Source organism: Mesorhizobium sp. P170090 (assembly GCF_057786115.1).
In genome coordinates, this window is sequence record NZ_JBYNWH010000001.1 from 2593319 (window position 1) to 2607932 (window position 14614).

Consider the following 14614-nt stretch of genomic DNA (forward strand, 5'->3'; position numbering starts at 1 on the left):
GCTGTCTTTGATGTTGCTGTGAACAGGAGTGCCGCGACGCCTTGATGACAATGCGCCGGCTGCTGGGATTTCGTTGGTCAGGAAGCCTTTTTTGCCCCCGCACTGGCTCCGGCATGGTCGAGCAGCCGCCGCGCCATGCTGGCGCCGACGACGAGATGCGTGCAGAGCCCGCCGGCGAGTGCGGCGAGCAGCGGTTCGAACTTGCTGTCTTCCTGCACCACCATCAGCCGCTTTTCGATCTTCCGCAGCGACGACAGCGAGGCCGAGATGACGCGGCGGTTGTAGCTGCAGTCGAGCGCCTTGCCGGCGGCATCGATGATCTGGCCGGCAACGACGCCGGCGGCACCCGCCTCGCGCAACAGCCCCATCTCGCCGGGGCTGAGCGCGCCGCATTTGACGACATGGCTGTCGCCATCGACCGTGCCGACCGAATAGAGCGCCAGATCGCAGTTGGCAATATCGGCCAGTTGTTCGCGGATCACCGGTTCGGCGCGCAGCCCATGCGCCAGCAATTCCGTTGTCAGCACCAGCGGCGCGTAGAAATTAAGGCCCTTGGCGTTGAGCCGCCGGGCGATCTCCATCGTGCACTGGTCGGGCCGGTAGGAGTAGGGCGCGCCGAGATTGCCGCAGAGCTGCACAACGGTGACGTCCTGCAGGTCGGCATAGGACATGACGTCGGCGATGGTGTAGACGGTGCGGCCCCAGGCGACGCCGATCCGGTCGCCTTTCTTGACCAATTCGAGAAAGACACTCGCCGCCAGCACCGCAATGTCGGTCGATGGATCGAGGACATAGTCGTTTTCCGGCGCGATCCACACCGCATCCAGCTTCAACGCATCCTCGATCTGGCGCGCCAGCACGTCGTCGGTGAACAGCTGCGTCGAGGTCGAGATGTTGACGATGCCGGTCTCGCGCGCCTTGCGCAGATACATGGCGACCGAGGCGCGGGAGATGTTAAGCTGGCTGGCGACCTGGTCCTGGCGCAAGCCATGGGCATAATAGAGCCATGCGGCCTTGTGGATAAGCTGTTCTGCCGGTCGGATCGCCATGCCGTCTCCTCGGCTGACATTATTCACGGCTCTCGACAAAAGTCAAACTTGCGTGGGTACATGATACCTCTTTGCCGATCGAATCTGGACGATCATTGCGCCAAATGTGCCCGGTCGGGAATCGCTGATGGTGACGTGGCGGGAACCTGTGGTTAGAAGTTCTCAACAATGAAAATTCGGGGAGCACGGGATGGGCAGTCCCTACGAGCAGGATCTCGGCAAGAACGCCGCCAACCATCAGCCGCTGACGCCGCTCACTTATCTGGAGCGGGCGGCAAGCACCTATCCCGATCATGTCGCCATCATCCATGGCAGCCAGCGCATCACCTATCGCACCTTCTGGCGGCGCTCGCTGAAGCTGGCCTCGGCGCTGTCGAAGCGCGGCATCGGCAAGGGTGATACGGTGACCGTCATGCTGTCCAACACGCCCCCCATGCTGGAGGCGCATTTCGGCGTGCCGATGGCCAAAGCGGTGCTGCATTCGCTCAACACAAGGCTCGATGCCGCCGTCATCGCGTTCCAGCTCGACCATGCCGAGACCAAGGTGCTCATCGTCGACCGCGAATTTTCCGCTGTCGTCAAACAGGCACTGGCACTGGCCAAGGTGAAGCCGCTGGTCATCGACTATGACGATCCCGACTATGCCGCCGATGCACCCTATCCCAAGGGCGAGCGCATCGGCGCGATCGACTATGAGGCGTTCGTCGCCGGCGGTGACCAGGGCTACGCCTGGTCGATGCCCGACGACGAATGGGACGCCATCTCGCTCAACTACACCTCCGGCACGACAGGCAATCCGAAGGGCGTCGTCTACCACCATCGCGGCGCTGCCCTGATGGCTTACACCAACACCATCCATGCCGGCATGGCCAAGCACGCCGTCTATCTGTGGACGCTGCCGATGTTCCACTGCAATGGTTGGTGCTTCCCATGGACAATGGCCGTCCAGGCCGGCACCCATGTCTGCCTGCGCTGGGTGCGGCCGAAGCCGATCTATGATGCCGTCGCCGACCACGGCGTGACGCATCTGTGCGGTGCGCCGGTCGTCATGTCGGTGCTGATCAACGCCAGGGACGAGGACAAGCGGACGTTCCCCCAGACGGTGACCTTCAATACGGCGGCAGCACCTCCGCCGGAAGCGGTGCTGTCGGGCATGGCCGATGCCGGCTTTGCCGTCACCCATCTCTACGGGCTGACCGAGACCTATGGCCCGGCGGTCGTCAACGAATGGCACGGCGCCTGGGACGATCTAGACAAGGGATCGAAGGCGCAGAAGAAGGCAAGGCAGGGCGTGCGCTATGCCGCACTCGAAGGCCTGACCGTGATGGACCCGGAGACGATGCAGAAGACGCCGGCCGACGGCGAGACGATCGGTGAGGTCATGTTTCGCGGCAACATCGTCATGAAGGGCTATCTGAAGAACAGGAAGGCGACCGAAGAGGCCTTTGCCGGCGGCTGGTTCCACTCCGGCGACCTCGGCGTCATGCATCCCGACGGCTACATCCAGCTCAAGGACCGCTCCAAGGACATCATCATCTCCGGCGGCGAGAACATTTCATCGATCGAGGTCGAGGAGGCCCTCTACAAACACCCGTCCGTGGCGTCCTGCGGCGTCGTCGCCAAGGCAGACGACAAATGGGGCGAGGTGCCGGTCGCCTATGTCGAACTGAAGCCCGGCAAGGTGGCAAGCGAGGCCGAGATCATCGAACACTGCCGCGCGCTGCTCGCCCGCTTCAAGGTGCCGAAGGCGGTGATTTTTGCCGAGATCCCGAAGACATCGACGGGGAAGATCCAGAAGTTTCAGCTGCGGGAAATGGCGAAGGGATCTTAGTTCCAGAGCGCAACGGCACGCGCAAGGTCGAGTTCGCGCACACCCTCTGTCACCCTCTGTCACCAAATTATACGCGTACGTCGAATTCGCATTGACACTTCCCTCTTTTCGATTTACGACTGACGAAAGTTGAAATTCGTCACTCATAAATCGACAGAGAGCCATGTCCGAAGCCGCCAGCATAATGGCCGACTCCACCCGCCAGGAGAATGTCACCCGCATTCTCGACTGTGCCGAACGCCTGTTCCGGCACTATGGTTACGGCAAGACCAATGTCGCCGACATCGCCCGCGAACTCGGCATGTCGCCGGCCAATATCTACCGTTTCTTCGCCTCCAAGGTCGAAATCCACCAGGCCGTTTGCGGCCGCATGCTCCTCGCCAGCTACAACATGGCCTACGAGATTTCCCGGTTGCCGATCAGCGCCGAGGAGCGGCTGCGCCGCTACGTGCATGCGCAGTACAAGATGACGCTGGAAGTCATGCTCGACGACCAGAAGGTCCACGAAATGGTCATCGTCGCGCTCGAGCGCGACTGGGGCGTCATCGACAAGCATATCGACAGCATTCACGACCTGTTTGCCGAGGTCATCCGCGAGGGCATCGAGGCCGGCGAGTTTGCCGACCAGGATCCGGTCATCGCATCGCGCTGCTTCGGCGCCGCCACCGTCATTCTGTGCCACCCGCAAATGGTGGCGCAGTGCCTTGCCAAGACCAATCGGGCGATGCCCGACGATCTCATCGATTACGCGATCAAGGCTCTGAAGTAATAGCCGCCGCCCGCCGGGCGCCGGTGTCGACCGTTCATCTCCAGTCGGGAGTACGAAAGTGTCTTTGTCCAGTTCCATCATCCGCAAGCTGCCGGTCGCCGGCCTGATCGTCGCCACGCTCGGGCTCGCCGCCTGCAGCCAGGAGAAGACCGAGGTCCAGGACATCATCCGTCCGGTCAAGGTGGTCGAGATCGGCCAGGCCGAAAAGAGTCGCGAACTCACCTATTCCGGCTCGGTGCGAGCCCGTACCGAAATGAACCTCGGCTTTCGCATCTCGGGCAAGGTCACTGAGCGTCTGGTCGACATCGGCCAGCATGTGACGACAGGCGATGTGCTAGCCCGTATCGATCCCACGGACTATGAGTTGTCGGTCAAGAGCGCCAAGGCCAGCCTCGACGCCGCCGAGCGGCAGGTCGAGACGGTCGATCTGTCCCGCAAGCGCGCCGAACAGCTTTTTGCCAAGAACTTCACCTCCAAGTCGCAGCTCGAACAGGCGACGCTGAGCTACAACCAGGCGGTAGCGACGCGCGATGCCGCCCGCTCTACCCTTGCCCAGGCGCAGAACCAGGTCGTCTACACCGATCTCAAGGCGAGCGAGAACGGCATCGTCACGGCGGTCTCGGCCGATGTCGGCCAGGTGGTCGGCGCCGGAACGCCTGTGATGACCGTTGCCGTCGACGGCGAAAAGGAAGTGCTGATCGCGGTTCCCGAAATGGACATCGCCGCCTTCAAGCCGGGAAAGGACGTCAAGGCCAGCTTCTGGTCCGATGACGCGCTGGCGCTCTCCGGCAAAGTGCGTGAAGTCGCCGGCAGCGCCGACCAGCAGTCGCGCACCTTTGCCGTCCGCGTCTCGCTGCCCGACGACCCGCGCGTGCTGCTCGGCATGACCGCCAACATCGAGGCCTCGGTGGCCAAGAAGCAGGAGATGGTGTCGATCCCGCTCAGCGCGCTTGCGGAAAAGGATGGTCGCAAGATTGTCTGGACCGTCGACCGCGCCGGCGAGACGGTGCACGAGCGCCTGGTCAAGGTTGCGGAGTTCACCGCCGACGGCGTCAGCGTCGCCGACGGGCTCAAGCCGGGGGATGTCGTCGTTGCCGCCGGCACCCAGTTCATGACCGAGAATCTCAAGGTCAAGCTGACCGGCGATGCGGTCCAGGCCGCCTCTGCGGAAGGCGATGCCGCAAAGGCCCTGCGCTGACCGCAGGCATGAAGCCGGCTTGATCGTCGCTTCGGCGAAAGGGCTGGGCAAGCGAATTCAGGGTTTCCGGGCGGCGAGCGCCCGATGGTCGAGACGCCAAGATCGAGTTCCCCCGCATCGATCCGCGCGTCCCACCGCGATGAGTGTCTCTCCGCTCGGAAAGCCTCGCCGCCCGGAAGCCAGCATCGGAATATCCTAGCTGCATGCAAAGCGTATGCGCGCACGATCAACGAATTGGACTGACGCCGATGACCGCCACCGACAGCACTGAAAAGCAGCCTTTCAATCTTTCGCGCTGGGCCATCGGCCATCCCTCGATCGCGCGCTTCCTGTTCGGTCTGATCATCATTGCCGGCGCGCTCGGCCTTATGCGCATGGGCCAGAAGGAAGACCCCGATTTCACTTTCCGCGTCATGGTCGTCCAGGCGATCTGGCCGGGCTCCTCGATCCAGGAGATGGAAGACCAGGTCGTCAACAAGATCGAGCGCAAGCTGCAGGAAACGCCGCACCTCGACTTCGTCCGTTCCTACACCCGCGCCGGCAGCGCCATCATCACCGTCCAGATCAAGGGCGACTCCAATGCAGAGGAGGTGAAGGACGCCTTCTACCAGGTGCGCAAGAAGGTTGGCGACATCTCCGGCGACCTGCCGCAAGGCCTGCTCGGGCCCTATTTCAACGACGAGTTCGGCGACACCTTCATCACCCTGCACTCGATCGGCGGCGATGGCTACAGCTATCCGGAGCTGAAGAAATTCGCCACCCAGGCTCGCGACATGCTGCTGACGACGCCGGGCGTCGAGAAGGCCGTCATCATCGGCGACCAGCCGGAGAAGCTTTATATCGACGTCTCGTCCAAGGCCCTGGCCGAACGCGGCCTGACGCTGACCGACCTGCAGAACGCCATCAAGGGCCAGAACAATGTCGATCCGGCGGGCTCCGTCGACACCGGCCTGCGCTCGGTGCGCATCTCGGTCGAGGGCGATGTCACCAGGGCTGCCGACATCAGGGAATTGCGCCTGCGCGCCGGTGGTCAGGTGACACGTCTTGGCGATATTGCCACCGTGAGTTCCGGTCTCGAAGATCCCTATCAGCGCAAGTACCGCTTCAACGGCCACGAAAGCGTCCAGGTCGGCGTCGTCATGGCCAAGGGTTTCAACGTCAGGGACGTCGGCACGGATGTCGAGGCGACCTACAAGCGCTTCGAGGAAGCGCTGCCCTACGGCGTTGCGGTTGATCAGATCTCCAACCAGCCCGAGGTTGTCAAGGACGCCGTCAACGAGTTCATGGAGGCGCTCGGCGAGGCGCTGCTGATCGTGCTTGCTGTCTCGCTGCTGTCGATCGGCTGGCGTTCCGGCCTGGTCATCGCCATTGCCATTCCGCTGGTGCTGGCCGCCACCTTCGCCATCATGTACGAGCTCGGCATCGATCTGCAGCGCATTTCGCTCGGCGCCCTGATCATCGCGCTCGGGCTGTTGGTCGACGACGCCATGATCGTCGTCGAGATGATGGAGCGCAAGCTGGAGGAGGGGCTGGTCAAGATCGAGGCGGCGAGCTTCGCCTATTCCTCGACCGCCTTCCCGATGCTGAGCGGCACGCTGATCACTATCGCCGGCTTCATCCCGGTCGGCTTCGCCGCCTCGACCGCAGGCGAATATGTGCGCACGCTGTTCTATGTCGTCGGCATCGCGCTGGTCGTGTCATGGTTCGTCGCCGTCTATTTCACGCCGTGGCTGGGCTACATGATCCTCAAGCAGCGCAAGCATGCCGGCAACCATCATGACGCCTTCGACACCGGCTTCTACCGGCGGCTGCGCGCCACGGTCGGCTGGGCGGTGCGCCACCGCATCATCGTTCTGGTGATGACGCTGGTCACCTTCGCCACCAGCCTGTGGGCGTTCCAGTTCATCCCACAAAACTTCTTCCCGCAATCCTCGCGGCCGGAAATCCTCGTCGATCTCTGGTTGCCTGAGGGAACCTCGATCAAGGAAGTCGAGACGCAGGCCAAGGCGCTGGAAGCCCGGATGATGGACGACAAGGACAAGCGCTTCATCGCCACCTATATCGGCGAAGGCGCGCCGCGCTTCTTCCTGCCGCTCGACCAGCAATTGCGCAATCCGAACTATGCGCAGCTTCTGGTGATGGCCAATGACGAACCGGCGCGCGAGCGGCTGATCCTCAAGCTGCGCTCAATCTTGGCGCAGGATTTCCCCTCGATCCGTTCCAAGGTCGACCGTCTGTTCCTCGGCCCGCCAACCGGCTGGCCGGTGCAGATGCGCATCATGGGTCCGGACCGCCAGGAGGTGCGCCGCATCGCCGACCAGGTGAAGGCGAAATTCGCCGAAAATCCGCTGCTCGGCGCCGTCCATGACGACTGGCTGGAGCCGGTACCGGCGATGAAGCTGGTCATCGACCAGGACCGCGCGCGAGCGCTTGGCGTCACCTCGCAACGCATCCGCCAGATGCTGCAGGCAGCGATGTCCGGCGCGCCGCTCGATGACTTCCGTGATGGCGAGGAGACGGTTTCCATCGTCGCCCGCGAACCGGACGCCAGCCGCAGCCTGCTGTCCTCGGTCGACTCGGTCTATATCCCGACCGATTTCGGCGGCTTCGTGCCGCTGTCGCAGGTGGCCAAGGTGGTGCCGGTGCTCGAGCAGGGCGTCGAATGGCGGCGCGACCGCCTGCCGACCATCTCGGTGCGCGCCACGCTGCCGGATGGCGTGCAGTCGAACGACGTCGTCACCAAGCTCTACAATGACATGCAGGGCATGCGCGCCGGCCTGGCGCCCGGCTACAAGATCGAGATCCAGGGCGGTGCGGAAGATTCCGCCGAAAGCCAGGCCTCGATTGCCGCCAAGGCGCCGATCATGCTGGCCGTCATCGTCGTGCTCCTGATGATCCAGCTGCAGCATTTCGGCAAGGCGATGCTCGTGCTGGCCACCGGTCCGCTCGGCATCATCGGTGCGGCGGCGGCTCTGTTGATCAGCGGCGCGCCGTTCGGCTTCGTCGCCATCCTCGGTGTCATCGCGCTGCTCGGAATCATCATGCGCAACTCGATCATCCTGGTCGACCAGATCGATCAGGACATCGCCAGGGGGATGGACCGATCGGAGGCCATCATCGGCTCGGCCGTGCGCCGTTTCCGGCCGATCGTGCTGACGGCGATGACGGCGGTGCTGGCGCTGATCCCGATCTCGCGTGCGGTGTTCTGGGGACCGCTCGCCTACGCCATGATGGGCGGCATCCTCGTCGCCACCGTACTCACCATCCTGGTGCTGCCGGCAGGCTACGCGCTGTTCTTCGGCCGCGAGCCGAAGAAAGGCAGGAAGCCGGCTGATGAGGCCGTGCAGGACAATGACAGGCCGCCACTGGCGCTGGCCGCCGAGTAGGCGCTGCTGGGGCACAGGATCTTCCTTGGAAAATGCTGGAACGCCGTACGCTTGACGTGCGGCGTTCTGGCTTTCTCCTTGCCGGTGGCACCGAGCACCCAGGCAAGTATCTCAACACCAGGCGGGTTCATCAAAATAGGTTGAACGGCCACCTGTATGAAAATGCTTCGCGGCGCCGGTTTTGCAAAACAGAATTCCTTTCCAGGACGGCAAAGCCGTCCGATCCTGCTTACATATCGGAGCGGCAACGCTCATTCGCATCAGGTGATCATCCCATGGTAGACAATAAGCAATTGCGGCTCGGCGCCTTCATGCGTCCGGTCAGTCTTCACACCGGGGCCTGGCGCTATCCCGGCTCATATCCCGATGCCAACTTCAACTTCGCCCATCTGAAGCGCTTCGCGCAGACGCTTGAGGCGGCGAAGTTCGACGCCTTCTTCATGGCCGACCATCTGGCCGTTCTCAACATGCCGATCGAGGCGCTACGGCGCAGCCACACGGTGACCTCGTTCGAGCCGTTCACGCTGCTGTCGGCGCTCGCCGCCGTCACCGATCATATCGGCCTTGTCGCCACCGCATCGACGACCTTCGACGCGCCCTATCACATTGCCCGTCGCTTCGCCTCGCTCGACCATATCAGCGGCGGCCGCGCCGGCTGGAACATCGTCACCACATCCAATCCCGACGCCGCGCTGAACTTCGGCCTCGACGAGCATGTCGAGCACGACGAGCGCTATCACAATGCGCGGGAATTCTACGATGTGGTGACCGGCCTCTGGGACAGCTTTGCCGACGACGCCTTCATCCGCGACGCCGAGAGCGGGCTCTATTTCGATCCCGCGAAGCTGCATGTGCTCGACCATAAGGGTGAGCATCTCTCGGTGCGCGGCCCGCTCAACATTGCGCGGCCGGTGCAGGGCTGGCCGGTCATCGTCCAGGCCGGCGCATCTGAGGCCGGGCGGCAGCTGGCAGCCGAAACGGCGGAGGTGATCTTCGCCGCCCATTCCGATCTGGCGGCTGGGCAGCGCTTCTTTGCCGATGTCAAAAGCCGGGCCGAGAAGCTCGGCCGTTCGCGCGACGACATCAAGATCCTGCCCGGCGCCTTCGTCATCGTCGGCGACAGTGTCGAGGAAGCACAGGCCAAACGCGCCAAGCTCGACAGCCTGGTCTATTACGAGAGCGGCATTGCCTCGCTGTCGATCGCGCTCGGCCATGACGCGTCGGCCTTCGACCCCGACGCGCCCTTGCCCGAAATCCCCGAGACCAATGCCTCGAAGAGCGGCCGCGAGCGCGTCATCGAGCTGGCGCGCCGGGAGAATTTGACCGTCCGCCAGCTGGCGCAGCGGCTCGGCGGCTATTCCGGCCTTGCCTTCGTCGGCACGCCTAAAACCATCGCCGACGCGATGGAGGAATGGTTGGTTGCCGAGGGGTCAGACGGCTTCAACGTCATGTTCCCCTATCTGCCTGCCGGGCTCGACGACTTCGCCGAGAAGGTGGTGCCCGAGCTGCAGCGGCGAAAGCTCTTCCGGCGCGAGTATGAGGGCACCACCTTGCGCGAGAATCTCGGCCTGAAGCGTCCGCCGAACCGGTTCTTCGAAGGCTCCGAAGCGGCCACTCGCAAGGCCGGCTGACGTCCTGCCACAAAAAGAAACGGGCGCGCCGAAGCGCGCCCATTCTTTTCAGCCATCACTTTCAGATGACGAAGTACCAGTTGGCGAGCAGCATCACCACCAGGCCGGCGACCAGCGTCAGGTAGGGCAGCATGCCTGCCTTTTTGACCGAGAGGTCTGCGCCCGCCATGCCGAGGTCGGCCAGCATGTGGTCGGGGAACCTGCCCTTGTCTTGGACGTAGTGCCGGTAGCAGAACACCGGGATGATCAAGGCGGCTGTGATCAGGCCGGCCCAGAGCGCCATCGGGTTCCACACCTTGGCGCCGGCGCCCATGAAGATGGCGTTTACATAGGCGAAGATGGCGCCGAGGCCGAGCAGCCAGCTCGGCGCCTTCCACGGCCGGTTGATGTGGCCGTTGTCGATGCGGTGGATCCAGCCGGCATTGAGGTTGAGGAAGTTGAAGATGATGTAGCCGCAGTTCGACACGGCGAGGATGAAGAAGAAGCTCGTCGCGTCGGCCGAGGCGATGGCCAGCACGATCAGGTTGAAGACGAGATCGGTCCACATGGCGCGCGTCGGCGCGCCATGCTCGTTGACGTGGCTGAGATAGCGCGGCAGCCAGCCATCGACCGAGCCCTGGTAGAGCGTGCGCGACGAGCCGGCCATTGCCGTCATGATGCACAGCACCAGCGCCAGGATCATCAGCATCACCAAGAGGCTGTGGATCAATGCGCCACCCCCGACCATGCCGGCCAGTGCATCGGCGACACCCGAGCCGTCGACGATCGGCGTCGCCAGCATGCCGTTGAGGCCCAGCACGCCCTGGAAGGTGAAGGGCACCAGGATGAACAGAAGCATGCAGAGCAGGCCGGAATAGAAAATCGCCTTGAACGTGTCGGTGCCCGGGTTCTTGAACTCCGATGTGTAGCAGACGGCGGTCTCAAAACCATAGGTCGACCATGCGGCGATGAACATGCCGCCCAGCACCAGCGTCCAGCCAGCAATGTTCCACGAGCCGGGCTCCGGCGCGTAAGCCGCCGCCAGCGGCACCAGCGGCGAAAAGTTCGCCCAGTTGATCTGGCCGGTGACGATCGGCACGACACCGACGATCAGCATCGGGATAATGACCAGCAGGCCGATATACTTCTGCACATTGGCGGTGCCGAGAATGCCGCGATGCTGGATCGAGAAGATGATCAGCATCAGCACCGCGCCGATGAAGAAAGTGGCATTGAGGGTGAAGGAGACAGGACCCAGCGTGTGGCTGAACAGCGTCCAGTTGCGGATCGCCGGCGTGGCCGCCGCGGTCACCGCGGCGATGGCGTCGGCAGGCACCGTGCCGGCATGCGCCGCGATATAGGCGACGACGTCCGGCGACGCCTCGGTGAACAGCGGCACCGGCGCCAGCGCGTTGAGAATATAGGCGGCGGCGATCGAGCAGCCCAGCGACAGCACCGGCGACCAGGCGAACCAGTTGCACCATACCGACAGCGGCGCGATGAACTTGGAATAACGCAGCCAGGCGGTGGCGCCGTAGATCGAGGCGCCGCCCGACTTGTTCGGGAACAGGCCGGCGATCTCGGCATAGGTGAAGGATTGCAGGAAGCCCATGATCATGGAAGCGATCCAGATCCCGAAGGCCAGCGTTCCCGTCGTTCCGGCAATGCCGCCGATCGAAAACAGGACAAGGGCAGGAACGCCGCTCGCCACCCAGAAGGCGCCGCGCCAGTCGATGTTGCGGAGCAGCTTGCCTTCAGCGGGCTGCTCCAGGGCAGTGGTAATCGTGCTCATCTGTCTGAATTCCCCATTTTGTGTTCCCGGCCGGTGATGCCTCGGCTTCGCGAAGCTTGTTCCCCGGTACATGACCGCACGACTCCAGTGTTTCCACTCAGTCGTATTTTTTTCTTAACAGTGAAGATTGATCCGGCGCGCTTTCACGTCAAGTGATTTGTGGCGTCGTGCACATCACGGTTGCGAAACGCTCGCTTTGTCCTTCTCCCCTTGTGGGGTGAGAAGCGGTCCGCGGTAGCGGACGGAAAGCCAATTGCTTTCGAGCTTCGAACGCCCTGAGCCTGCGAAGGGCCGGGGGTACAACCCTCAGGATCGCGGCCTGGTCTTTTGCGGATCGTAATGGGCGAAGGCCACGACGCGCGCCGGCAGCCGTTTGGCGTGGCCGTCGAGTTTGCCGATCTCGACCTCTGTGCCGGTGGCCGCATGGGTGACGTCAAGCCTCGCCAGAGCGATGTTCTTGTTCAGCACCGGCGAGCGCATGCCCGAGGTGACGACGCCGATCTGGGCGCGGCCGATATGGACACAGTCGCCATGGCCGACCGCGACATTGCTGTCGATGTCGAGGCCGACGAGCTTGTGCTGCGGATGTTCCTTGCGCCTTATCAGCGCCTCGCGGCCTATAAAATCGTCGGTCTTGGTCTTCAACGGCACGGTGAAACCAATGCCCGCCTCGAACGGGTCGGTCTGGTCGGAGAATTCGTAACCGGCGAAGATCAGCCCGGCTTCGATGCGCACCATGTCGAGCGCCTGCAGGCCCATCGGCTTCAGCCCGTGCGGCTGGCCGGCCTCCCAGATGGCATCGAACACTTTTTCGGCGTCGCGTGGGTGGCACCAGATTTCGTAGCCGATCTCGCCGGTATAACCGGTGCGCGACACCACGACCGGAATGCCATTGCCGCCGCCGATGCGCGCGACAGCGAAGCGGAACCATTCGAGGTCGTCGATCGACGGTTGCAGCGGCGAGGTCCAGACCACCTCTCGCAAAATGTCACGGCTCTTCGGCCCTTGGACAGCGACATTGTGCATCTGATCGGTGGAGGAACGCACCAGCACGTTGAGGCCAAGCTTTTTCGCGGTGTCGCGCAGCCATTCGCCGGACAGGTCGTCGCCGCCGACCCAACGGAAATTGTCCTTGCCGAGCCGCAGCAGCGTGCCGTCGTCGATCATGCCGCCATGCTCGTAGCACATGGCGGAATAGACGACCTGGCCGACGCCGAGCTTCTTGACGTCGCGGGTCAGCGTGTATTGCAGCAGCGCCTCGGAATCCGGGCCGGTGACCTCGAACTTGCGCAGCGGCGACAGGTCCATGATCACCGCGTCCTGCCGGCAGGCCCAGTACTCGGCGATCGGCCCCTCTTTGGCGAAAGAATTGGCCAGCCAATAACCCCGGTATTCCACGAAGTTGCGGGTGTGCTTGGCGAAGGATGAATGAAAGGCTGTCTCGCGGGTCATTTTCGGTTCCGAATCGGGCGTCATGCGTCTGGCGATCGCTCGCGAGAATTTGTGTTGGCCGGAATAGGTTCGCACATGGATGTCGGTCGGGTTCCAGCCATTGGCCGGTGTCGTGTCGTCGGGACAGGCGGAGGAGACGCAGACGATGTCGGTGAGCGCCCTGAGCAGAACATAGTCACCCGCCCGCGACCACGGCTCGTCCGACACCATCACGCCATGGGCGTCGATCGCCGTGTTGAAGAAGAAGTTGATCGCCATCCAGCCGGCGCGGGGCGTCACGCCCTTGTCGGCCAGCGCGCGATTGAAGTTCTCCGAGCAGTTGGTGTGGCCGGGATAGCCGATGTCATCGTAATATTTGGCGGCACACGCCAGCGCGAATGCGTCGTGTCGCCCGCATGTGTCCTGGATAACCTCGACCAGCGGCTCCATGTCCTGGTCGTAATATTTCGAATGCAGGCCCGGCATCGGGTAGCTCGACCCCATCAGCGTGCGCGTGGTCGTTACGTCGAGCGGATGGTCGAGACCCTTGTCCAGCTTGCGCGCAGAAAAGCACTGGAAGTCGGTGCACTGGCGACCATCGACGTCGATGATCTGCAGATAGTCGCCGGCCTTGACGAAATAGGATTCGGCGGTTGCCGAATGGACGCGCAAATCGAGCACCGGATCGGCGAGCGGATCGGCGAGCTGCGATTTCGATTTCAGGCGCACCGTGGCACGGCGGACGATGACGGTGAGCGGCGTTGCCGTGTCGTGGCCGTCGACCAGCATCGGCCCGCCGGGTGCGGCAATCAGCATCGCGCCGTCGCGCCTGACCGTGAATGCCTGCTCGGTGCCGGCAGGCGTTGCGCCGCCGAACACACGCACCGCCTTGGGCTCGTCGAGCTGCACCTGGCGGCGCTCAAGGCCACGACGGACGGAAGCCAGGCTGTCATCGCCCTCGGCCAGAAGCGCCTTGATCCCGGCGGCATTGCTGTTGGACTTTTCGCCGAGGATGGAAGGATCGGTGGCGCCGGTCCTGTCCCAGGCCAGCAACTCGCAAGCCTGCCCGCCCTCGACATTGCGCACGGTGAACGTATCGCCGGCCTCGACCTCGATCAGCACCGCGCCATTCCCCAAGATAGTATGGCGCTCCATGCCCGGCGGCAGCGCGATCTGGCCGGGCCTCAGGATGAGGCTCGGCCGCGGCGGCCCGGCTGTCACTGAAGGGTAGGGCGACTGGCTCATCTCAGCCTTGCGGTTACAGAAACAAGTTTGCCTGTGTGTAAAATTATTTTAGCAGCAAGAATAGCAGCGCGGTTGGGTTTGGCAAGGTGGAGGTGGCGTTCTCGACGCGGTCGCTGCAGGTTAGACCCTTCCAATCGAACCCATCTTCCGAACGCCAGCGCCGCCCCTCATCTGGCTGCCGCCATCTTCTCCCCGTAAACGGGCGAAGCTGTCGACGCCGGTTTCGCCAATCGCCAACGTTGCAGGACGAGCGCCGAGGCTGCGACCAGCTTCTTTCTCCCCGTCACTATACGGGGAGAAATG

At 63.3% G+C, this 14614-nt stretch carries 8 protein-coding genes; 5 read left to right on the plus strand and 3 right to left on the minus strand.

Annotation, left to right across the window (positions count from 1 at the left end; all coding sequences use genetic code 11):
* Positions 1-77 precede the first annotated feature (77 nt).
* Positions 78-1049 carry a sugar-binding transcriptional regulator gene (locus tag AC3EML_RS12220; RefSeq protein ID WP_352498080.1) on the minus strand — a complete coding sequence of 324 codons (972 nt, stop codon included), beginning with the start codon at positions 1047-1049 and terminating at the stop codon, positions 78-80.
* 190 nt (positions 1050-1239) lie between these two features.
* Here AC3EML_RS12220 and AC3EML_RS12225 point away from each other — a divergent pair, with 190 nt between their 5' ends.
* From AC3EML_RS12225 to AC3EML_RS12245, 5 genes are all read left to right on the plus strand, one after another.
* Positions 1240-2880, plus strand: coding sequence for an acyl-CoA synthetase (locus tag AC3EML_RS12225; RefSeq protein ID WP_352521230.1), 1641 nt, complete (start codon positions 1240-1242; stop codon positions 2878-2880).
* A 163-nt stretch (positions 2881-3043) separates the two neighbouring features.
* Positions 3044-3649, plus strand: coding sequence for a TetR/AcrR family transcriptional regulator (locus tag AC3EML_RS12230; RefSeq protein ID WP_023668564.1), 606 nt, complete (start codon positions 3044-3046; stop codon positions 3647-3649).
* 58 nt (positions 3650-3707) lie between these two features.
* On the plus strand, positions 3708-4847 hold the full coding sequence (locus AC3EML_RS12235; protein ID WP_023692166.1) for an efflux RND transporter periplasmic adaptor subunit: 1140 nt from the start codon (positions 3708-3710) through the stop codon (positions 4845-4847).
* A gap of 248 nt (positions 4848-5095) precedes the next feature.
* Positions 5096-8233: an efflux RND transporter permease subunit gene (locus AC3EML_RS12240; RefSeq protein ID WP_352521231.1), complete on the plus strand. Its 3138-nt coding sequence runs from the start codon at positions 5096-5098 to the stop codon at positions 8231-8233.
* A 275-nt stretch (positions 8234-8508) separates the two neighbouring features.
* Positions 8509-9864 carry an LLM class flavin-dependent oxidoreductase gene (locus tag AC3EML_RS12245; protein WP_023752568.1) on the plus strand — a complete coding sequence of 452 codons (1356 nt, stop codon included), beginning with the start codon at positions 8509-8511 and terminating at the stop codon, positions 9862-9864.
* Between the two features lie 61 nt (positions 9865-9925).
* Here the strand turns inward: AC3EML_RS12245 and AC3EML_RS12250 are convergent, their stop codons facing one another.
* Positions 9926-11635: a trimethylamine N-oxide permease gene (locus AC3EML_RS12250; protein ID WP_023825985.1), complete on the minus strand. Its 1710-nt coding sequence runs from the start codon at positions 11633-11635 to the stop codon at positions 9926-9928.
* Between the two features lie 306 nt (positions 11636-11941).
* Entirely contained in the window at positions 11942-14311 is a 2370-nt protein-coding gene (locus AC3EML_RS12255; protein ID WP_352521232.1) for a trimethylamine N-oxide demethylase, read from the minus strand.
* Between the last annotated feature and the right edge of the window lie 303 nt (positions 14312-14614).